This is a genomic window from Novosphingobium aquimarinum, assembly GCF_009746585.1.
Classification (GTDB): Bacteria; Pseudomonadota; Alphaproteobacteria; order Sphingomonadales; family Sphingomonadaceae; genus Novosphingobium; species Novosphingobium aquimarinum.
In genome coordinates this window covers 91,520-112,740 of the sequence record NZ_WRPO01000004.1, presented here as the reverse complement: position 1 = coordinate 112,740, position 21,221 = coordinate 91,520, and the positions used below count along the sequence as shown (strand labels likewise).

The window sequence follows — 21,221 nt, the reverse complement described above, 5'->3', positions numbered from 1 at the left end:
AACAAGCGGGAAACGCTCCTAGGCGATCTCGCTGATCCCGATCGGGGCGAAACCGAGCGTCTGCCCGGCAAGATCGATGCTCTCGCCGATGATCATCAGCGCGCGGGCGTCGTCGTCCGCAAAGACGATTTGGGTCGCGCTCGGGCTGACCGGGATGCGCAAGATGACGTCGTCGCTTTCCAGCACCGCGTTCGAGCCATCGCGAAAGCCCGAGAAGGCGTCGGCGGTCTCGTCCAGCACGATCGTGTCGCCGCCCTTGTTGAAGGAAGGATCGAACATGGCTTCGCCAGATGTGACAGCCACCGTCTCCGCCCCCGATGCGGTGCCGAAGATGGTCAAATGACCGCCGGCCGTCGCCTCGCCGCCTTCCGATAGGATCAGCTTGGCAAAGGCCGCCTCGTCGATCTCGGGCAGCATGGGCGCAGTTTCGGCGGTGGCCGTGATCGTGGTGAGCGTCGCGGTGACGGCCTGATCGCCGACCATGATCGACGCCGGGGAGTCGCCAGTGCCGGCTTCGATGGAAAGCAGGCGGATGCCATCGTCAAAGGCCAGCGTCAGTTCGCCGGTCCCCACTGGCAGCACGACCTGCGTATCGCCGTCGAACAGGAGGGCTGCGGAGCCATCGCGAACGATGCTCCAGTCGGCGGCGTCGCCGCTCAGACGGACGATGTCTCCGCCGCGGTTGAACGAGGGATCGAATTCGATCCGGCCCGCAAGGTCGAGCACGGTCACGTCCTGTACGCCATTGGTGCCGAACACGGTGCCCGTGCCGCCGACTTCGCCGCTCCAGCCATCGGCGGCAAGCAGTCGCCATTGGCTCGCTTCGGCGTCGCCGGTCACCACGTCGATCGTGGCTTCGAACGTATCGTTTCCGCCCCTGCCATCACTGACGGTGACGGTGAAGCTGTCGCTGCCGGTGAAGCCCGCGTCGGGCGTGTAGACGAACCCGCCCGCCGCGGTCGACTGAAGAGTGCCGCCGGTCGCGGTGCCCGCGGTGTAGCTCAGGACATCGCCGTCGGCGTCGGCAGCGAGGAAGGTCAGCGCGACGGGCGTGCCGGCAAGCGTCGCGAAGCTGCCGCTGTCGGGTACGAAGACCGGTGCCGTGTTGACCGGCACGCCATCGGTAATCGCGATCGAGACCGTGGCTGTGTCCGACGCGCCCGTCGGGTCGGAGGCGGTGTAGGACAGGCGCACCATACCCGTTTCGCCCGAAGCCGGCCGGTAGACCGCCGACCCGTTGCCGACCGTGAGCGTCCCGGCGCCATCGACGATCATGATGTTCGTGACCGTGAGAACGTCGCCGTCGGCATCGGTATCGTTAGCGAGCAGCGCGGTGAACGGGATCGTCAGCGTCTCGCCGGCTACCATCGAAAGCTGATCGTCCCGGGCGATCGGCGAGGTGTTGGGATTGGGCGTGGGCGTGGGCGTGGGCGTCGGGGTCGGAGTGGGCGTTGGCGTCGCTGTGCGCAGATCGATGTCCACATGCGCGCTGGCGGTGCCGCCGGCTCCATCGCTGATCGTGTAGGTGAAACCGCCGGTGCCGGCACCGGTACCGACCGGCGTGAACACGATCGTGGCTCCGTTGAGCGTGACCGAACCGTTGCTGGGGTCGGATACTGCCGAGATCGTGAGCACATCGCTGGCGTTGCGATCGCTGTCGTTCTTGAGCAACGCCTGCGCGCTGATCGTGACCGGGCTGCCGGCGATGGCGACGATGCTGTCATCGTTCGCAATCGGATCGAAGTTGATCGCGGCCGTTCCCGGCGATCCGATTTCGGTGTTGCCGAAGCCGTCGATCACCGAGAAGGCGCCATCGACACCGTCGGCGCTGAGCGTGTTGATCAGGCCACCGGAGACGAGGGCCGTGTTGTCGAACGTCGCGAATGGGCTGCTCTCGGGCGAAGCGCCGAAAGTGACGCTGGTCTGGATCGTGCCTGCTGCGTCGAACAGGTAGACCGCATCGCCGCCGCCGCTGAGGCCACTGCCGTCGTAGGTGCCGAACCGCAGTCCGGCGGGTGTGGTGCCGCCGAACCAAGTGTCGATGAAGTCCTGGCGTACGCCGTCCAGGTCGGTCGTGTTGAGGAAGATGACGGATTCGCCGGCGGCGATGGTGGTGATTCCCAAAAGCGGATCGGCCGAGCCGAAGTCCGCCGAATCGTCGTCGAAGGACCAGCCGGTGATGTCGATCGCGGCGTCGGAAATGTTGGTCAGCTCGAACCAGTCCTCGCCGATCGGGCTGTTGCTCTTGCCGCTCGACCAGGGTGAGACCTCGGTGATGATGAGGGCCGGGCCCGCTTCCCCGTCAACATCGCTCACCGCCACTGTGAAGTCGACCGTCGCGTCGGGGCTGGTGCCGACCGTCGGATCGTCGACCGTGACAGTGACCGCGTAGCTTGCCTTGGTCTCGAAATCGAGGACCGTGCCAGCCTTGATGTAGAGCCCCGAGCCGTCGACTTCGAAGAACGCCGCGTCCGCGCCGGTGACGGCGAACTGGTTGGAGCCGATCCCGTCGTCGGTGATCGTGATGTCCGCCACTTTGACTCGCACGTCGGTGTTGGTGTTCTCGGCAATCGCGAGCACCGGGTTATCGAGTGCGATCGCGGTCGGCGCGGCATTCGGAAAGTCGGCGAGCTGATAGACCCACAGCTGCGGCACGTCCGAGCCGCCGCCTTCGTTCACGACATAGAGCGTGCCGTCGCGATCGAGCGTGATCCCTTCGTGTCCTTGTCCGGAGACCCCCGACGTCGCGCCGGGGCCCGCAACGATGTCGAGCGTGTTCACGATCGAGCCGTCGCGATTGACTTGGACGATGCGGCCCGTCTCCTGGCTGATCACAAGGATGTTGTCCTCGTAGTCCGTGCCCGCGAAGCCGGGGATCGCGGACAATGCGAAGACGTCCGACAAGTCGGTCACGCCGAGCAGCGCGGGATCGAACAGGTTCACCGAGTTCTCGGTCGTGGGCGAGCCGTTGCTGGCCGTGCCGTCGGCGAAATCGAGCGTGGTGCCGAAGATGCCTTGCGGGCTGATTTCCTTCACCAGGATGAAGCCGGCACCGAACGGATCGAGCGCGATGCCTTCGAGGCCCACATTGCCGATCGTGGTGCCCAGGACCACTTCCTGGGTGTTCGCTTCGTCGAGCGTGGTATCGGCGGTGTAAGCGAACTTGATGACCGTGCGGGTGCGCTCCTCGACCACGGCGAACTCGCCGTTGCCGAGGTAGACGAGGCCTTCGGTATCCTCGAAGACCGGGAGCGTCATCGAATTGATGAGCGCGCCGGTCTTGCTGACCTGGACCAGCGAAGTGCCTTCGTCGCCGATCACGAAGAGAGTTTCGGTATCCCAGTTGTACGTCACCGAGGACGCTTCGAGCGCCAGCTCGCTGCCTAGCGGCGCCGCCGAGTTCGCCGGCGTCGGCAAGTCGTACTGTCCGACCAGGACATAGAGCGAAAGGTCGAGTTCGGCGGGCGTAGGCGTCGGTGTGGCGGCGTCGATCGCAAGCACCGCGGGATCATGGTCGGACGCGCCCGTCACGAACTCGGCGTTGGCATGGACGACGTCGTACGTCGCGCGTTCCAGAATGGTGTCCGACACGAAAGTCTGGTCGAGCGCCTGAGCGTTGCCTTCGAACAGGTAGGAGTAGCGCTCCGACGGATCCAACGTCAGGCCCATCGGGTTAAGGCCCACGTCGAGCAGCGGATCGAGCGACTCTTCGTTAAGGAACTCGTTGAGATCGCCGAGCACCACGACGTTGCTGTCGGGATCGAGTGTCGCGACGTAGTCGGCCACGTTCTGCGCCTGGACCAGCCGCTCATCCGCCGATCCGTTGAGCGGCGGCTGCGTCGTCCCGGCTAGCGGCGTGCTGCCACCCTTCGATGAGAAGTGGTTGTTGACGATCGTGTAGTTTTCGTCGGCGAATTCGAACGTCGCGACCAGCGGCGGGCGCGAGCCGGCAAAGTCGGTCGCTGCGTCGGGCGTCGTCGCCAGCGAGCCTTCGACGAAATCGACGCGCGCTGAGTTGTACAAGTAGGCCACGCGGATGTTGCCGCCCGGCTGGCCGCCGCTCTGATTGTTATCGATGAACGGGTTGTCGAGATAGGAGTAGGTCGGGCCGCCGGCAGCGGCGATCGCATCGACCAGCATCTGCAGCGTCACGTCGGCCGAGACCGTCCCGTCGTTGGCACTGCCCGAATTGTCCTGCACTTCCTGCAGCGCGATGATGTCGGGCGCCATCAGGTTGCCGACGATCTGCTGCGCGATCAGGTCGAACTTGCCGTCGGCGACATCGGTATCGCCGTCGCTGTCATTGGGATCGAGGTTCTCGACGTTGTACTGCGCGATGATCAGCGTGTCGTCGTCACCCACGAGCGCGGTCGTCTCGGTGAGCAGCGATGAGGGCGTCGCAACCGTCACCGCGCCGGTCGGCAGCAGCTCGAAATTGCCGAAATTGTAGCCGATGACGCCCGTGACCGTGTCGAGCAGGGCGCCAGTGTTGACACTGGGGATGTCGCCAATGGTGAAGCTGTCGGCATCGATCTGGATGCGTTCGGGATTGTAGTCCGATCCGGGCCCCGTGTTGGTGACGCCAAGACCATCGCCGACGCTGCTTTGCGTCACGAGGGTGCCGCGGTCAGAGAGATTGGTGGCGTTGGCGTCCCCGTCGGCCACCACGTAAATTTCGCCGAACCCGTTGGTGGGCGCCACCACCAGCGGATTGTTGACGGTAACCAGCATGCCCTCGAGACTTTCGTAGAAGGCGATGCCGTCGGTCACCAGTTCGGTGGGCGCAAGGCGGCCGCCGTCGCCGATCACGGTGGCGCTCGGCAAATCGCGATCGCTGCCCAGGATCGAAAGAGCGGTTACCGAAGCGAGTTCGGTGGTCGAAAGATTGCCGGTGGAGGCGCCGCCCGGCGTGTATTCGGTGACCGTGGCCGTTACCGACACTTCGTCGCCCACCGCAACGCTCGGCGCGCTCCCGGTGAAGACGAGAATGCCTTCGGACGTCATGTCGTCCCCGTCGACATCGGCATCCGGCGTTTGGATGTAGAAGCCGTTGGTATCGACCGCAGTGACGATGCCGGTGGTGCGTACCTGCTGGCCCGCGTAGGCCGAAGTCAGCCCCGCGCCCTGAATGTCGTGAATGGCAAGATCGGGCACGTCGTCGTTAAAGATCGTTCCGGTCGCGTTCGCATCGCCCAGCGTCGCGCCCACCGGGTTGGCCAGCACGACTTCGAAGGTCTCGTCGGGTTCGGCCAGCGTGTCGCCGGTAATTTCGACCTGAATCGTCTGGCTGGTCTCGCCGTCGGCGAAGGTCACGGTTCCGGTCATCGAGGTCATCTCGATGTCCTGCGCATCGGCGCTGCCACTAAGGACGACTGACCATTCAGCCGAGACCGCTCCGGTGCTTCCGCCCGAACGCGAGACGGTGAATTCCATCGTCGAAGTCCCGGTATCGCCTTCGCCCACCGAGGAATCGGCGATCGAGAGCACCCCGGGACCGGCCGGGGCAGGCGCCGCGCCCGAGGACACGACGATGTTATCAAGGCCGATCTCGTCGCGGCTACCACCGCCTTCGACATCGTCCGACGTCCAGCGCACGAACAGCGCGCTGCCGCTTTCGATCGTCGTGTCGAGAGTGAAGCTGGCTTGCATCGCTTCGCTCTGAATTCCCACACCGTCAGCGGCCGTCGGCGTGGTGAAATCCAGCTCGGAAACCGCGACAAAGTCGGTGCCGTTGGCGGAAACCTCTACGTTGAGGGAGTTGCCCCGGTCCGCGTCGTTCAGGAACAGAAGGTCGAACGCCAGCGTGAAGGTGTCGCTCGCGCTCGCCGTGTTGGTGATGCGCGCGACGAACGTTCCGGGCGTGAAGTCCGATCCGCCGGGCTGGAACCAGATCGCAGCATCGTTGGCTGCGCGCTCGAGCGCGTAAACACCGCCGGTGGAGACGCCGCCGGTCGTCGTTCCGCGCGAGAAATCGCCGGTGGTGAAGGTGCCGCCGAAGCTGCCGTCGCCATCGCTCATCCCGGTCACGACAAAGACGTCGCTGTCGAGCTGCCCCGCTGTTGGCTCAGGCGCGAAGCCGCCACCCGCGAACGTGTTGAAGTCTTCGCTGAACAGGATCGTCGGAGCCGCCGCAAAGGCGGTGGCGTCGAAGGGGAGGTCGGGATCGGTCCCATCGTTGCTCTGATCGCCGCTGCCGGCCTGCTCGGTCCAGTTGGCGGCATCGTTGATCAGCGCCCGATAGTCCGCGAGCCCGGCCTCGCCAGAGCGCGGGCCGGTGTAGGCGGCGATGTCGGTGCTGGCGGTTAGCGCGACCGCGTTGACTCCGGCGACGAGGCCGGTGCCGGCCGTGGTCACACCCGATGGTTCGAGGCCGCCCGCTTCGGTCGTCACGGCGGACAGGAACACGCTCGGCGTCGCCGGATCGCCCAGATAGGCATAGACGATCTCGCCACCGGCGCTGAAGCCGGTGTTGCTCGCATCGAAGAAGGAAACCGTGCCGATGTTGCTCCCGATCGAAGCGGACACGGCGTCGATGGAGATGATCGTTCCAGCCGCGACCGGGGCAGTGGCGGTCCAGGTGAAGCCGCTCTCGCCGGAGTTGAAAGCGGAGCCGGTCCATTCGTTGTCGCTGAAATGGATGGTCTCGCCAGCGTCGATGTCGACGAACGTCACGAAAGCGAAATCGTCCGCGCCGTCTGCATTGAACCCGACAAACGCGATATCACCAATAGCGCTGAGCATAACATTCCCCTGAAGCCGGACGGCATTACCGCAGCAGCGGCGCCGAATAATGCGGTTAAAAAACCGCGAGATACGCTGAGTACAGCGTTAACACTACGTAGGCGGGTAGAGATGCGTCGTGTCATTCTCGCGATGTTTTGGTGACACTTTGCGGACTCCGCCCCAACAGTGGCGATCACCCTGTCAGTCTGACGTGGCGGGCAGCGTCGCTGGCTGGTCGGCCAGTTCCCTTGCGCGCGCCATGAGGAAGTCTGGCACATGTTGTTAGCGCACGCAGCATTTTTGTTAGCGCTTGCAGCATTTTTCAGACGAAGCTTTTATAACGGCGGTTCGGATGCTACCCGACCGTCGATGCCCCGGCTTTTCGCCCGCTCCTTCATCCTGCAGCTCGTCACGCTGTGCACCGCACTGGGTGTCCTCTGGGCGCCGGTCGCGGAAGCTGCGGAATGCGCGGGAGAGCGCCCGGTCGCATCCCAGTTCGAGCAGCATGACGATCCGGGGAGTGACGACAGGGGGCCGGAGAAACACGGCGCGTGTGCGCATGGCCATTGCCATCATGCATCGCAGGCCGTCGGCAAGACTTCCGAAGTGTTTGCCTTGGACTCGGTTGCGACTGTGCTGCGCGCGGGGAAATATCGCTCGTTCGTCTCAGGGCTGACGGAACTGGCCACACCTCCGCCTCGAGCCTGACGTTCGCCGTGCGCCGGAACTCTGTTCCGACGCCGAACTGAACGTCAGCAGAGGAATTTCCCTTCATGTCCGCCATACCCTGGCGAGCGGTCCCCTTCTGGGGGCTGATACTCGCCGTGTCCACGGGACCTGCCAGCGCGCAGGACCCGCGTGTCGTCACGCTCGACGATGCCCTCGAACTCAGCGGGGTCGCCGGGCAGGGCGCTACTCCCGCCAGCAACCCGCGTCTCATGGGCCCCCGCGCGGAAACCGACGCGGCTTCAGCGCTTGTCGAGCAGGCTCGCCTCAGGCCCAATCCCGAGGTGTCCCTCGAGGTTGAGAACGCCGCCGGCAGTGGCGCCTTCTCCGGTTTCCAGTCGACCGAATACACGCTCTCGGTCGGCCAGCGTCTCGAGCTTGGCGGGAAGCGTTCCGCACGCGTCGGAGCGGCTGAGGCCCAGGCCGAACTGGCGTCTCTCAAGGCAGTCCTGACCGCGGTGGAACTGGGTCAGCTGGTGCGAGAACGCTATCTGATGGCTGCCGCCGCGGCCGCTCGGGTCGAGCTGGCAGAAGACGTGATCGCACGGAACGAGGAACTGGCGCGCATCGCCAAAGCCCTCGTCGAGGTAGGGCGTGAACCACCGTTGCGCGCGCTGCGTGCCAATGCGGCCCTCGCGGAGGCGCGCGCCCGTTTGGTGGAAGCCGAGGCCGAGAGCCTTGCGGCCCGCGTGGCGCTGGCCTCGCTCTGGGCCGCGGACGAAGCGCCGCTTGTTCCGGCTCAGTTCCCGAACATCACTCCGCCCGCATCCCTGACCTCGCGGGGCACGCAAAGCCTGTCCTATCGGCTTGCGCGCGCCGAGAGCACGACTGCGGAGGCGGAGATCGCGCGGCAACGAAGTCTGCGCGTTCCGGATCCGACGGTATCCGCAGGCGTGCGCCGCTTCGCGCAAAGCGGTGACAACGCCTTCGTCGTCGGCGTGTCGTTCCCTCTTCCGTTCCGCGATCGCAATCAGGGCAACGTTGCGGCTGCCGAGGCCCGCTTGCGGGCTGCGAATGCGCGCGAAGCCGTCGTGCTTGCAGATTTCGAGCAAGCGGTCGCCACGGCGCGGGCGAGATATTTCGGTGCCGAAGGGCGTGTCGAGACCCTGTCGCAGACGTCGCTCCCGCAGGCGGAGGAGGCACTGCGCCTCGTCCGTATCGGATACCGCAACGGACGCTTTCCCCTGATCGAGGTTCTCGCTGCCGCCGAGGCCCGCGACACGATCCGCGAGGCGCTCATCGCCGCCCGCGAGCAACGGGGCCTGGCCGCAGCCGAACTCATCGGGCTGGCCGTACAATGAAGGATTTACGGATGACACGCAGGACGCTGGCGATTCTCGTCGGTATCGTGATCGCGATCGGCGCTCTGGCGCTGATCTTCTGGCCGGCCGTCGATGCTGATCACCATCCGCATGAGGAAGCCGGGGACGAGAGGCCCGAAGGCGCGGTGATGCTGAGCGAGCGGCAGATCCGCGAGGCGGGGATCGAGCTGGCCCCGGTCCGGGCAGGGGCCGCGGTAGAGCTGGTCTTTCCCGCGACGGTGACGGCCAGCGCGACATCTTCCGCACGGATCGACGCCCGGGCTTCGGGTGTGGTCCGCTTGGTGGGCAAGACCCTCGGCGATCATGTGTCGCGCGGCGAGACCGTCGCCCGCATCGATAGCGCGGACGGCGCGGCGCTCGCAGCGCAGGCCAATGCGGCGCGCGCGCGCGTGACGGAACTGTCCGCCGTCTACGATCGCGAACGGCGTCTGTTCGAGGAACACGTCACCGCTCGTCAGGATCTGGAAGGCGCACGGGCAAATCTCAGCGTGGCGCGTTCGGAGTTGCAGCGGGCACGGGCTGCAGTCGCGGCGGCAGGCGTGAGCGGCGATGGCCGCTCGCTTGCCGTGACCTCTCCCCTGGCCGGCAGGATCACCGCAGCTCCGATCGTGCTCGGGGCGTTCGTCGATGCGGGCGAGGAACTGTATCGCGTGGTCGACCCGAACGGGCTGCAGATCGAAGTGGCTCTGCCTTCCGCTGACGCGTCGCGCGTTCAGCCGGGCGACGAGGCGATGCTGATCGTCGGCGATGGCCGCGAGATCGGGGCGCGTGTGCGATCGGTCACGCCCTCTCTCGATCGTGAGAGCCGCAGCGCCACGGCGGTGCTGTCGCTGCCGCGCGGCATTCCGGGTCTTCAGCCGGGCGCCTTCGTCCAGGCACGGATCCGTCCTTCAGGCGAAGTGGACCACAGCCGTATCGCGGTGCCCGAGGACCCCGTTCAGGTGCTCGACGGACGCGACGTCGTGTTCGTCCGGACCAAGACCGGCTTCCAGGCGCGGGAGGTCGAGGTCGGAACCCGGTCCGCGGGGCAGGTGACGATCCTTGCCGGTCTGGAGGAGGGACGGCGCATCGCCGTCGGCAACGCCTTCCTGCTCAAGGCGGAACTCGAAAAAGAGGGCGCGACCCATGGACACTGAGGCAGACCACGCGCCAGACGTAGAGACCCGGGCCGATCCGGGCCGTGATCGCCACGGGCTGATCGGGGCGATCCTCGACATCGCCGTTCGCTTCCGCTGGGCGGTGATCGTCCTCACCGCCTTCGCCGCGATCTACGGCGCCATGAACCTGCTGCGCCTGCCGATCGATGCCGTGCCGGACATCACCAACACCCAGGTGCAGATCAACACCAGCGCCCAGGCGCTTTCGCCCTCGCAGGTTGAAACACAAGTGACGTTCCCGATCGAGACCGGGCTTGCCGGGATCGAGGGGCTCGAGACGACCCGCTCTATCTCGCGCAATGGCTTCAGTCAGGTCACCGCGATCTTCGAGGAAGGGACCGACATCTACTTCGCACGCAGCCAGGTGAACGAACGGCTCGCTCCGATTGGCGCCTCGCTGCCCGAAGGAGCCGAGCCCACGATGGGGCCGATCTCGACCGGACTTGGCGAAGTCCTCATGTATACGATCGAATACGAGCATCCGTCCGGTCGCGACGCCCCCACCGGTGGCAGGACGGGCTGGCAGGCGGACGGCAGCTTCGTCACCGAGCGCGGTGATCGCCTCGACAGCGATGTCGCCAAGGCCGCCTACTTGCGCACGGTCCAGGACTGGGTCGTCGCTCCGCTCATGCGCTCCATCGATGGCGTCGCCGGCGTGGATTCGATCGGCGGTTACGAGAAGCAGTTCCTGGTGCAGCCCGATCCGGCCCGTTTGACGGGCTACGGCGTGTCATTCGACGATCTCATAGAGGCGTTGCGGGCCGCAAATCTCGCTGCGGGTGCCAACTTCGTCGATCGCGCGGGAGAGGCTCTCCTCGTTCGCGCCGATGCGCGGCTTGGCGGTATACAGGACATCAAGGAGGCGGTGGTCGCGACCCGCGAGGGCGTTCCGATCCGGATCGGAGATGTCGCCTCCGTGCGTATCGGCGGAGACCTCAGGACCGGTGCCGCCACGCTCAATGGCGAGGAGGCGGTCGTGGGAACCGTCCTGATGCGCAGCGGCGAAAACAGCCGCACCGTGGCGGCCGCCTCGGCCAAGCGTCTGGACGAAGTCCGTGCCTCGCTGCCGGCCGGCGTGGTCGCCGAAATCGTCTATAATCGGTCGTCGCTCGTCGATGCGACCATCGCCACGGTGGAGAAGAATCTCGTAGAAGGGGCGCTCCTGGTCATCGCCGTGCTGTTCCTCATGCTCGGCAACATCCGGGCCGCGATCATCGCGGCATTGGTCATCCCGATCTCGATGCTCATGGCTGCCGTGGGAATGAACCGGCTCGGGGTCTCGGGCAATCTGATGAGCTTGGGCGCGCTCGACTTCGGGCTGATCGTCGATGGTGCGGTCATCATCGTCGAAAACAGCGTCGCGCGGCTCGCCGCCAGGCAGCATCGCGAGGGCAGACTGCTCAGCCTCGGTGAGCGGTTGACCGAGACGCGCCTGGCCGCGCAGGAAATGATCAAGCCGACCGTCTACGGACAGGCGATCATTCTGCTGGTCTACGCTCCGCTGCTCACTTTCACCGGTGTCGAGGGTAAGACGTTCTCGCCGATGGCGATCACGGTGATGCTCGCGCTGGCATCGGCCTTCGTGCTGTCGCTGACCTTCGTTCCGGCGATGATCGGCTTGCTGCTGAATGGTCCGCTGACCGAGAAGGAGGTCAGGCCGGTCCGGGCCGTGAAGGAGTGGTACAGCCCGGCGCTGCGCCGCACCATCGCTCGCCCATGGCCAGTGATAGGGGCCGGTGCCGGCATCTTCGCCGTGGCCGCCTTGGTATTCACTTTCCTCGGCAGCGAATTCACGCCGCAACTGGATGAGCGGGACATCGCGGTGCAATCGCTGCGGATTCCCTCCACTTCGCTCGAGCGCTCGGTCGCCATGCAACGACAAGTGGAGGATCGGCTCGAGACTTTCCCCCAGGTGGAGTTGGTTTTCTCGCGCACCGGCACGGCCGAGGTCGCGAGCGATCCGATGCCGCCCAACGCGTCCGACGCCTACGTAATTCTGAAGCCGCGCGCGGAATGGCCCGATCCCGATCTGGCGAAGGACGAACTCGTCACGCAGATGGAGGACTCGCTGGGCGGACTTGTCGGCAACCTCTACGAGTTCAGCCAGCCGATCCAGCTGCGCTTCAACGAACTGATCGCAGGCGTTCGCGGCGACGTTGCCGTCAAACTTTACGGCGACGATCTCACCGTGCTGACTCGCGCCGCGGGGGAGGTGGCCGAAGTGCTCCAAGGGGTCGAGGGCGCGGCGGACGTCAAGGTTCAGCAAGTGACGGGGTTCCCCACGCTCGACATCGCTTTCGATCGTCCGACGATCGCGCGGTACGGCCTTACCATGGAAGATGTCGTGCAGTCCGCCGCGATTGCGCTGGGCGGGCGCCCCGCAGGTCTGGTGTTCGAAGGCGACCGCCGCTTCGAGGTGGTGGTGCGGCTGGAGGATGCGGCGCGCGACGATTTCGATCAGCTCGGGGCGCTGCCCATCGTGCTCGACAACGGCGCGACCGTCCCGCTTCGCACGCTGGCGGATTTCACGGTCGTCGACGGCCTTGCCGAAGTGCGGCGCGAGCAGGGGCGGCGGCTGGTGATCGTGTCGGCCAATGTGCGCGAGCGCGATCTCGGCTCGTTCGTCGAGGAGGCGCGTGCAGGTGTTGCCGACAGTGTCGAACTGCCGCCTGCCTCGTTCGTCGAATGGGGCGGACAGTACCAGAACCTGCAAGCCGCGCAGGCGAGGCTCGCGCTTGTCGTGCCGGTCTGCTTCGCTCTGGTGTTGCTGCTGCTGTTCATGGCGCTTGGCGGCTGGGTTCCGGCTCTCGCCGTGTTCAGTGCGATCCCGATGGCGCTGGCGGGCGGTGTCTTCGCTCTTGCGCTGAGGGGGATGCCGTTCTCGGTTTCCGCTGCGGTGGGCTTCATCGCCCTTTCGGGTGTCGCCGTCTTGAACGGGCTGGTGATGATGACCGCGATACGCCAGCGCCTCGACAGAGGCCTATCGGTCGATGACGCGATTTCCGACGGTGCGTTGGCGCGGCTGCGGCCGGTGCTGATGACCGCGTTGGTGGCCTCGCTCGGCTTCTTGCCGATGGCGATCGCGACCGGCACCGGCGCCGAGGTCCAGCGGCCGCTGGCGACGGTGGTGATCGGCGGATTGATCACCGCGACCGCGCTCACGCTCTTCGTCCTGCCCGCCATCGCGCGGCTCGTGCTCAACCGTTCGGATGACGCGAGCAGCTGGCGCGAAAAATGGCGGAACCGCATCGGCCGGAACCCGACTGGCGGTGCCCAATGCGAGTAGACGGATGCCGGCATGTTGATCATGCGGCCCGAGCGATAGGCAGTGCCTCGTCGCGGCTTCTTCGCGCAAGCGACGACGGGGCCTTAGGCGGCCGAGGTCGAAACTCTCGACGAAGCCAGGTTACGTTTCGCGCACCACGCAGCGAAAGCCGATGTGCGAGGTGGCGCTGTCGATCATTTCGGGGTGGCGGGCGGCCGGACGGTAGCGTTGGCAATAGTTTTCCGCGCACAAGTGAGAGCCGCCCTTGAGGACCTTGCGTCCGATGGGGATGTCGGGTTGCGCGGGATCGAGCGAACCGCGCACATTGCCGCCGCGAGGGTTGTCTATCGTGCAGCAAGCGGTCGGCTTGGCCTTGCGCGCGGGGCGATGTCGGTCGGTCCACCAATCGGCGGTCCATTCCCAGGTGTTGCCGATCATGTCGTAGAGGCCATGACCATTGGCCGGGAAGGCGCGGACCGGTGAAGTGCGTTCCCAGCCGTCGAGGCACTGATTGGCGAAGGGAAACAGGCCCTGCCAGTAGTTGGCGAGCATGGCGCCCTGGGGCGCGAGTTCTTCGCCCCAGGCATAGTCGAGCCCGTCGGCTCCGCCGCGCGCGGCGTATTCCCACTCGGCTTCCGTCGGAAGCGCCTTGCCGGCCCAGTCGGCATAGGCCTGCGCGTCGGCATGGCTGACCTGGACGACCGGATGCTCCCAGAGATCGAGCGCGTCGAGGTCACTATCCGGCCCCAGCGGGTGGCGCCAGCAGGCGCCGAATACGAAACTCCACCACTGCGATGGATCGCGGGTGTCGACCGGGGTGGGGGTCTTGTGAAAGACCAGCGAGCCTGCGCGGGCCATGTCCGGCAACATTCCGGGATAGTCTGCCGGATCGGGCGCCTGCTCGGCCACGGTGACATAGCCGGTTGCTGCCACGAAGGCCGCGAACTGGCGGTTGGTGACGGGCGTCTCGTCGATCAGAAACCCATCGATCCGCACTTGCCGCACCGGGCCCTCTTCGGGATAGAAGCGATCCGATCCCATTGCGAAGCTGCCGCCCGGGATGCGGACCATTCCATCATGGCTAGTGGGGTTATCCGTATCGCGCACGTGCTTGACCATAAGCCGGTTCATGCATCAGGCGAGAGAGAAATGCGAATGGATGCGGGCATCGCTCGTCTTTTCGGATGGGCGTGAAACGCTCATCATCGCTGGATGCACCGGACCATCCTGTGTCAGCGGTCGTAAATCGAGACAGATTGGGCTATGAGCAAAGCATGGCAGGTCGTCACGAAGACTCCATAGAGGCCGTTCTGCACTCGTCCACGAGCGCGGCGAAGTCTTTCGTCGCGGCCAGTTGGTGTCGATCTGGCCTCAAGCACGGACTCGATGCGGGAGCCGTGCGAGCGCCCGACCTGGTCTCCGGCTGCGACCTTACGCAGCGAAGGCAGCGTCACGAACTGATGCTTGAAGTGGGCCGCCCTCTGCTCGACCAGTTGTTCCAGACCGTTGCCGCCACCGGGTGCGCGGTCATGCTGTCGGACAACGAAGGCGTCATTCTCGAAGCGCGCAGCAGTGCGGGCGATCGCGGAATGTTCGACCAGGTCGGGCTCACGCCGGGCGGCGTCTGGAGCGAGAGCCGCGAAGGTACCAACGGGATCGGGACGTGTCTGGTGGAAGGCCGACCGGTGATGATTCATCGCGACGAGCATTTCGCCAGTCGCAACATCGGCATCAGCTGCATGGATGCTCCGATCAGGGACGCGGCGGGACACCTGGTGGGCGCTCTCGACATTTCCAGTTGCCGCGATGACCATACCGCGGCGATGGGCACGCTCATACAGAAGATCGTGCAGGATGCTGCGCGCCGGATCGAAAGCGGAATCTTCCGGCGGTATTTCGAAGGTCACCGTATTATCGATGCAAACCTTCCCGGTGGGGATGCGGCCCTGCTAGCGGTCGATCGCGACGATCTGGTCATTGGCGCCACGCTCGCCGCGCGTCATCGCTTCAAGCTGACCGACGCGTGCCTGACGGGATGTCGCAGCGCGCAGGACATCCTCGGCGGCGAGGGAGCCCTATCGTTTAGCGATTCGGAACGAGCGGTGTTGCGACGGGCTCTGGCGCAGGCCGATGGCAATGCCACGCAAGCTGCAAAGGCGCTCGGAATCGGGCGGGCCACGCTCTATCGGCGGATGGATAAACTCGGCCTCGGACGCGGCTGACACCACCTCGTACCAACGTGTCTCGATAGCGAGACAGTTTCGCCTTCGCTCGCGCCGCCGCCCCTTCCCAGCATCGGTTTTACACGACACCATCCGTCTCGAGACCGGGGGTATCCGGCGATTACGACGAGGATGAAACTGATGGATATGCAGACCAATCCGGCGGCTTCCATGACCGCCCCCTTCGCACAAAAGTACGACAACTTCATCGGCGGCAAGTGGACCGCGCCCAAGGACGGCCGCTACTTCGACAATATCTCCTCGGTCACCGGCAAACCGGTCGGCAAGATCGCGCGCAGTCAGGCGGCGGACATCGAAGCCGCGCTCGACGCGGCGCATGCCGCGAAAGACGCCTGGGGCCGCACCAGCGCGGGCGAGCGTGCACTGATCCTCCATCGCATGGCCGACCGGATGGAGGAGAACCTCGAAAGGCTCGCCATCGCGGAGACCTGGGACAACGGCAAACCGCTGCGCGAGACGATGGCTGCCGACATTCCGCTGGCGATCGACCATTTGCGCTATTTCGCCGGCTGCATCCGCGCCCAGGAAGGCGGTATTTCGGAGATCGACCACGATACGGTCGCTTATCATTTCCACGAACCGCTCGGCGTCGTCGGCCAGATCATTCCGTGGAACTTTCCCATCCTGATGGCGGTGTGGAAGCTCGCGCCGGCACTGGCGGCGGGCAACTGCGTGGTGCTCAAGCCCGCCGAGCAGACTCCGGCCTCGATCATGGTGCTGATGGAAATCATCGGCGATCTGCTGCCGGCCGGTGTGCTCAACGTGGTCAACGGCTTCGGCGTGGAAGCGGGTAAGCCGCTCGCGAGCAGCAACCGCATCGCCAAGATCGCCTTCACCGGCGAGACGACGACCGGCCGTCTCATCATGCAGTATGCCAGCGAGAACCTGATTCCGGTCACGCTGGAGCTGGGCGGCAAGAGCCCGAACATCTTCTTCGAGGACGTGTGCCGCGACGATGACGATTATCTCGACAAGGCGATCGAGGGCTTCGTGATGTTCGCGCTCAATCAGGGCGAGGTATGCACTTGCCCCAGCCGCGCGCTGGTCCACGAAAGCATCTACGACCGCTTCATGGAACGGGCGATCCAGCGCGTCGAAGCGATCAAGGCCGGCAATCCGCTCGACATGGAAACGATGATCGGCGCGCAGGCATCGTCCGAGCAGCAGGAGAAGATCCTCTCCTATATCGATATCGGCAAGCAGGAAGGCGCCGAACTGCTGACCGGCGGCGAGGCCGCGCGGTTCGAGGGCGAGATCGCGGGCGGCTATTACGTCAAGCCGACGGTGTTCCTGGGCAACAATCGGATGCGCATTTTCCAGGAGGAAATCTTCGGCCCGGTCCTCGCGGTGACCAAATTCAAGGATCATGACGAGGCGCTGCAGATCGCCAACGACACGCTCTATGGCCTGGGTGCGGGCATCTGGAGCCGCGATGCCAACACCTGTTACCGCTTCGGCCGTGCCATCCAGGCGGGGCGCGTGTGGACCAATTGCTACCACGCCTATCCCGCCCACGCGGCCTTCGGCGGTTACAAGCAATCCGGCATCGGGCGCGAAAATCACCGCATGATGCTCGAGCACTATCAGCAGACGAAGAACATGCTGGTCAGCTACAGCCCCAAGAAGCTCGGCTTCTTCTGAGGCGATGCCTCGGTGCGATGCGGCGAGTGTGCGCCGCATCGCCTTCAGTACTTGAAAATTCAGGATATTCGTCATGAGCAAGACCATGAAAGCCGCTGTCGTGCGCGCCTTCGGCGAACCGCTGCAAATCGAGGACGTACCGGTACCCGAAGTTCAGCCCGGCATGATCCAGGTGGCCATTCAGGCCTCTGGCGTGTGCCATACCGATCTGCATGCCGCCGAAGGCGATTGGCCGGTCAAGCCCGAGCCGCCCTTCATCCCGGGGCATGAAGGCGTCGGCTTTGTTTCCGCCGTGGGCGAGGGCGTGACCCATGTGAAGGAAGGCGACCGGGTCGGCGTCCCCTGGCTTTACACCGCCTGCGGCCATTGCCCCCATTGCCTGGGCGGCTGGGAGACCTTGTGCGAAAGCCAGCTCAACACCGGATATTCGGTCAACGGTGGGTTCGCCGACTATGTGCTCGCCGACCCCAACTATGTGGGGCACTTGCCCGACAATATCGGCTTCAATGAGATTGCACCGATCCTGTGCGCGGGCGTCACGGTCTACAAGGGCCTGAAGATGACCCATACCAAGCCCGGTGATGCGGTGGTCATCTCCGGCATCGGGGGGCTGGGCCACATGGCGGTGCAATATGCCACTGCGATGGGTCTGAAAGTGGTCGCGGTGGATGTGGACGACGCCAAGCTCGATCTCGCGCGCAAGCTCGGCGCGGTGGAGACAGTCAACGCCCGGACCGAGAACGACCCCGCGGACGTGGTGAAGCGGCTGACCGGCGGCGGCGCGCGCGGCGCGCTGGTGACAGCGGTGAGCGAGAAGGCCTTCGAACAGGCGGTCGGCATGGTCGGGCGCGGCGGAACCGTGGCGCTCAATGGCCTGCCGCCGGGCGATTTCCCGCTCAACATCTTCGGCATGGTGCTGAACGGCATCACCGTGCGCGGATCGATCGTCGGCACGCGACTGGACCTTCAGGAATCGCTCGATTTCGCAGGCGACGGCAAGGTCAAGGCAACGATCTCCACCGCCGGTCTGGACGACATCAATTCGGTGTTCGACCGAATGCGGCAAGGCCAGATCGAAGGGCGCGTCGTACTCGACCTGACGCAGTGATTAAAAAAGGGCTCCGTCGAGGCAAGACGCGGATAGGACGGAGCCCGAACCGGACCAACCCTGGGTTTCTTGCAAGCGCGGGGTTCAGGCGTGGTCTCGAATGAGACATAGATTGGCTGGGGCGGCACGATTCAAATCCTCGTTTTAAGTCGTTGCATTTACGCTATTCTTTGCGATGTGATTTTCGTGAGGCCCCCAACGGAGCCCCCAAGCGATCAGTTTTGATGATTGAGCTGGCGTAGCTTCCAATGCTCGACGTCACGCTCGGTCCAAGCGACGCGCTGGGGGCTCAGGCGGATCTGGCGAGGGAAATCGCCGGAGCGAATCAGCCGGTAGATCTGGGGGCGGCTGAGACCGACTTCGCGGACGACTTCGCCGATCTTGAGAAAGCGGCCTGGCGCCGGCGGCACCCCATCAAAGGCTCGATCAGTCATTCTCGTTTTGTTCCAAATGCAGGATTGGAGATTGTTCGGCTGCCCGCTGGTGGCGGCAGCCAATGTCGCCGCGGATGCCGCAACGGGGGCAGGGTTCCCTGCCGGTGGCAAAGGGGCGAACGTCCAGCAGCATGCTTGGATCGAAGCGCGCGATCGGCGTCTCGCGATCGCAATCGAGAGGATTGAGCATGCCGCCGGTGGTGCGTGCCTCCTTGAGCCGCTCCGCCCGCTTTGCGCACTCGGCATGGACCGCCTCGAGGAGCGCCTTCGAACCGGACCGCATGTTCCTGCGCGCGGCGTACTGCGCGCTGTCGGCGGAACGTGTGAAGGCTTGTCGGACGACGGCTGGTGCGATGCCGGTTTCCTCGGCGATCTGCGTCGGTCCCTGACCAAGCTCGCGACGCCGGCAGACTTCCTCGATGGCGGCTTTGCCTCCGCCGAAAGCGCACTTCGTCTGAAATTTTTTCGGCGGTGGCGACGGGATTTCGCGACCTGCCAGCAAAGCTTCAACACGCGCGATTGTCGCCGGCTTTGGTCGTTTGGCGATGGCCAGCTGATCGCGCCATGTGTCCGGATGACGGCTGAGCTGCGAGAACAAGGAGGCTTCGCTGACCCCGCGCTGCTTGGCGCACAGGCGGATGAGCCCGACAAGATCGGCTCCGCTGGCGTCGGTCGGGATTTTGAGGGAGGCGCCGATCATTCGGCCGCCTCCCTCGCCCCATGCTGTTCGGGTGCGACACCGAAGGACAGCAGCGGATGGATCCAGTCAGTCTCGGCCAGGACGCCAACAACCGAGCCGGTGAGCACCTTGTCGGCCAGCTTATGCCAGCTCTTGAAGTGCTCGGGTTCGACGTGCGGTTGGGCGAGTTCCAGCCGGCGCATCTTCGGCAGCAGGCCGATGAACGCTGCGCTCGGTTGCCACAGCTCGCGCAGGGTCGCGTCGTCGGCGCCGGCGAGTTCTGCCAGGCGATCATGAACCGGGACGCGCCAGCCCGCGACATTCGCGGAACGCAAGAGCGCCAGCCCTGCGAGCACGGCGCCGGCAAGACGCTTCAACTTCTCGGGAGCAAGGTAGTAGGCGACGAAGGCGTCCTCGGGCTCCGCGATCGTCAGGAAGGGCTGTTCGCGCAGGCTTTCGACCGTGGCGTTCCAGAGATCGGCAGCCTTGCACTCGGCCAAATGGGGATTGACGATATCGGCTGGAGGCGCGTCTTCGCTGCCGTGCCAGCCACTGGTGAGCCCGCGCGCTCCGACCCTCGTGTCGCGATCGCGGCCGAGCTCCTGACGCAGCTGCGACCACGTGGCGTAGTCTCGGCCGAGAGTGCCATCGGCCAGAGCGTTGGCGACAAGGATGGCGCGCAGCAGTTCCCGGCGGAGCGACCGCGCGACCTGCAGCCCATCGGCAGTCAGGCCATGCTCGTCCTTCACCGCGGCTCGGGCGGCCTGCGCAGCGACATAATTCGATGTCGTGTCGAAGCCGCTGTCGTCATGGACAGATGCCGGATGGCTTGGGGGAAGGGCGGCGGCTGGTTTGCCTTCCCGCTTGCTCGCGCGATCGGCATCCTTCTGAGCCTTCCTGCTGGCCCACCACCACCGCGCGTGAACCTCGCCATCGCCGCTCACATCGAGAGTGACGCAAATCTCCCCATCAGGAAGTGTGACGTTCTCGCCGCGTGACTTCGGGAAGAGCTCGAGCGCCGCATCCGCATACCCGTGACGCTGGGGTGGCTCGGCGGCGAAGCGCAGATCCGATCGACCGGTGGCGATCCGCAGCCGCTGCCGCTCATGCGCGAGCTTGTTCTCGGCCAGCTCACGGAGCTTGCCCTCATCGATGACGCGACCGCGCGTCTCGGCTTCGTCTGCGAACAGGTCGAGCTCGAAGCGGCCACCGGCGGCGCGATAGACATCGTCGCCGACGAAGCGCAGCAGCTGCTCGAGCTCGCGATCGCCGACCTTGAAGAAGGCGCGGATCCTGTGCGGCGTGCGATCGTACTTGCCGAGCGTCGCGAAGTGATCCCAGGCGAGGCGCTGCAGGGCATGGTCCTCGGTAGCGGCAAAGGCGCAGGCCTGGTCGAGCGGCAAGTCTCCCTGGCGGTAGCTGGCCAGAATTTCCGGCGCGAGCGTGCCCAGGCGCAGCTGCTGCAGTACCCAGCGCTCGCGCTGGCCGATATTGGTGGCAATTTCCTCGACACTGGCGCCATCCTCAGCGGCGCGCGCGATCGCGGCGTGCACTTCGTAGGGGCGCAGTTCGCGCCGCAGCAGATTCTCGGCGAGCGAGAGTTCGGTGATCTCGGCCGGGTCGAGATCGCGCAGGACGCAGTCGATCGCGAAGTCGGCCGGCAATCGCTTCGCCTTGATCAGGTTGCGGATCGCGCGAAGACGGCGTCCGCCGGCGAGCACACCCCAGCCCGCGATCGGCTCACCTTCCAGTTCCTGGACGCGATACGGGGCCATGTCATGAACAACCAGCGGAAGGAGCAAACCGCGGCGCTCGATCGACGCTTCGAGCGCCGCGGTCGCCTCCGCGTCTTCCTGGTTGCTACGGACGTTGTAGGGCGACACGCAAAGCTGAGCGCATGACAGGGACATCGCAGTCATTGGA

12 protein-coding genes are annotated in these 21,221 nt (G+C 65.3%); 7 read left to right on the top strand and 5 right to left on the bottom strand.

All coding sequences use genetic code 11. The annotated features are described in order from the left end of the window. Nucleotides 1–18: 18 nt before the first annotated feature. Nucleotides 19–6,741, bottom strand: coding sequence for an Ig-like domain-containing protein (locus GQO94_RS21225; RefSeq protein WP_156840278.1), 6,723 nt, complete (start codon nt 6,739–6,741; stop codon nt 19–21). 258 nt (nt 6,742–6,999) lie between these two features. Between GQO94_RS21225 and GQO94_RS06040 the strand changes: the two genes are divergently transcribed. The 4 genes from GQO94_RS06040 to GQO94_RS06025 all read left to right on the top strand — a co-directional run bounded on the left by GQO94_RS06040 (nt 7,000) and on the right by GQO94_RS06025 (nt 13,214). After that, nucleotides 7,000–7,431 (top strand): hypothetical protein, encoded by a 432-nt coding sequence (locus GQO94_RS06040; protein ID WP_156840277.1) that lies wholly within the window; start codon nt 7,000–7,002, stop codon nt 7,429–7,431. Nucleotides 7,432–7,496: 65 nt separating this feature from the next. Beyond that, entirely contained in the window at nt 7,497–8,750 is a 1,254-nt protein-coding gene (locus tag GQO94_RS06035; protein ID WP_156840276.1) for a TolC family protein, read from the top strand. A gap of 11 nt (nt 8,751–8,761) precedes the next feature. Continuing rightward, nucleotides 8,762–9,907 carry an efflux RND transporter periplasmic adaptor subunit gene (locus tag GQO94_RS06030; protein WP_156840275.1) on the top strand — a complete coding sequence of 382 codons (1,146 nt, stop codon included), beginning with the start codon at nt 8,762–8,764 and terminating at the stop codon, nt 9,905–9,907. Nucleotides 9,908–9,965: 58 nt separating this feature from the next. Further along, nucleotides 9,966–13,214, top strand: a complete 3,249-nt coding sequence (locus tag GQO94_RS06025) for an efflux RND transporter permease subunit (RefSeq protein ID WP_156840425.1) — start codon at nt 9,966–9,968, stop codon at nt 13,212–13,214. A 120-nt stretch (nt 13,215–13,334) separates the two neighbouring features. On the opposite strand, the gene GQO94_RS06020 is transcribed toward GQO94_RS06025, so the two are convergent. Then, the gene (locus GQO94_RS06020; RefSeq protein WP_232332798.1) at nt 13,335–14,312 is read right to left on the bottom strand and encodes a formylglycine-generating enzyme family protein; all 978 of its coding nucleotides are present in this window, start codon (nt 14,310–14,312) and stop codon (nt 13,335–13,337) included. A 155-nt stretch (nt 14,313–14,467) separates the two neighbouring features. Here GQO94_RS06020 and GQO94_RS06015 point away from each other — a divergent pair, with 155 nt between their 5' ends. The 3 genes from GQO94_RS06015 (at nt 14,468) to adhP (ending at nt 18,185) form a co-directional block, all read left to right on the top strand. Beyond that, nucleotides 14,468–15,415 (top strand): GAF domain-containing protein, encoded by a 948-nt coding sequence (locus GQO94_RS06015; RefSeq protein WP_156840274.1) that lies wholly within the window; start codon nt 14,468–14,470, stop codon nt 15,413–15,415. 141 nt (nt 15,416–15,556) lie between these two features. Then, nucleotides 15,557–17,077 carry an aldehyde dehydrogenase gene (adh, locus tag GQO94_RS06010; RefSeq protein WP_156840273.1) on the top strand — a complete coding sequence of 507 codons (1,521 nt, stop codon included), beginning with the start codon at nt 15,557–15,559 and terminating at the stop codon, nt 17,075–17,077. 73 nt (nt 17,078–17,150) lie between these two features. Continuing rightward, nucleotides 17,151–18,185 (top strand): alcohol dehydrogenase AdhP, encoded by a 1,035-nt coding sequence (gene adhP / locus GQO94_RS06005; protein ID WP_156840272.1) that lies wholly within the window; start codon nt 17,151–17,153, stop codon nt 18,183–18,185. Nucleotides 18,186–18,400: 215 nt separating this feature from the next. Here adhP and GQO94_RS06000 read toward each other — a convergent pair whose 3' ends face one another. From GQO94_RS06000 to GQO94_RS05990, 3 genes are read right to left on the bottom strand one after another with little or no spacing between them, the layout of a single operon-like run. Further along, nucleotides 18,401–18,619 (bottom strand): helix-turn-helix transcriptional regulator, encoded by a 219-nt coding sequence (locus GQO94_RS06000; protein WP_156840271.1) that lies wholly within the window; start codon nt 18,617–18,619, stop codon nt 18,401–18,403. After that, the gene (locus GQO94_RS05995; RefSeq protein ID WP_156840270.1) at nt 18,612–19,319 is read right to left on the bottom strand and encodes a hypothetical protein; all 708 of its coding nucleotides are present in this window, start codon (nt 19,317–19,319) and stop codon (nt 18,612–18,614) included. Before GQO94_RS05995 ends, GQO94_RS06000 begins: the two co-directional genes overlap by 8 nt. Beyond that, nucleotides 19,316–21,217, bottom strand: coding sequence for a ParB/RepB/Spo0J family partition protein (locus GQO94_RS05990; protein WP_156840269.1), 1,902 nt, complete (start codon nt 21,215–21,217; stop codon nt 19,316–19,318). The genes GQO94_RS05995 and GQO94_RS05990 overlap by 4 nt, the downstream gene beginning before the upstream one ends. Nucleotides 21,218–21,221: the final 4 nt, after the last annotated feature.

What these genes read in the sequence shown, in the direction of transcription:
- GQO94_RS21225 (WP_156840278.1), bottom strand. Translation starts at nt 6,741, where the DNA reads ATGCTCAGCGCTATTGGTGATATCGCGTTTGTCGGGTTCAATGCAGAC.
- GQO94_RS06040 (WP_156840277.1), top strand. Translation starts at nt 7,000, where the DNA reads ATGTTGTTAGCGCACGCAGCATTTTTGTTAGCGCTTGCAGCATTTTTC.
- GQO94_RS06035 (WP_156840276.1), top strand. Translation starts at nt 7,497, where the DNA reads ATGTCCGCCATACCCTGGCGAGCGGTCCCCTTCTGGGGGCTGATACTC.
- GQO94_RS06030 (WP_156840275.1), top strand. Translation starts at nt 8,762, where the DNA reads ATGACACGCAGGACGCTGGCGATTCTCGTCGGTATCGTGATCGCGATC.
- GQO94_RS06020 (WP_232332798.1), bottom strand. Translation starts at nt 14,312, where the DNA reads ATGGTCAAGCACGTGCGCGATACGGATAACCCCACTAGCCATGATGGA.
- GQO94_RS06015 (WP_156840274.1), top strand. Translation starts at nt 14,468, where the DNA reads ATGGCAGGTCGTCACGAAGACTCCATAGAGGCCGTTCTGCACTCGTCC.
- adh (WP_156840273.1), top strand. Translation starts at nt 15,557, where the DNA reads ATGGATATGCAGACCAATCCGGCGGCTTCCATGACCGCCCCCTTCGCA.
- adhP (WP_156840272.1), top strand. Translation starts at nt 17,151, where the DNA reads ATGAGCAAGACCATGAAAGCCGCTGTCGTGCGCGCCTTCGGCGAACCG.
- GQO94_RS06000 (WP_156840271.1), bottom strand. Translation starts at nt 18,619, where the DNA reads ATGACTGATCGAGCCTTTGATGGGGTGCCGCCGGCGCCAGGCCGCTTT.
- GQO94_RS05995 (WP_156840270.1), bottom strand. Translation starts at nt 19,319, where the DNA reads ATGATCGGCGCCTCCCTCAAAATCCCGACCGACGCCAGCGGAGCCGAT.
- GQO94_RS05990 (WP_156840269.1), bottom strand. Translation starts at nt 21,217, where the DNA reads ATGACTGCGATGTCCCTGTCATGCGCTCAGCTTTGCGTGTCGCCCTAC.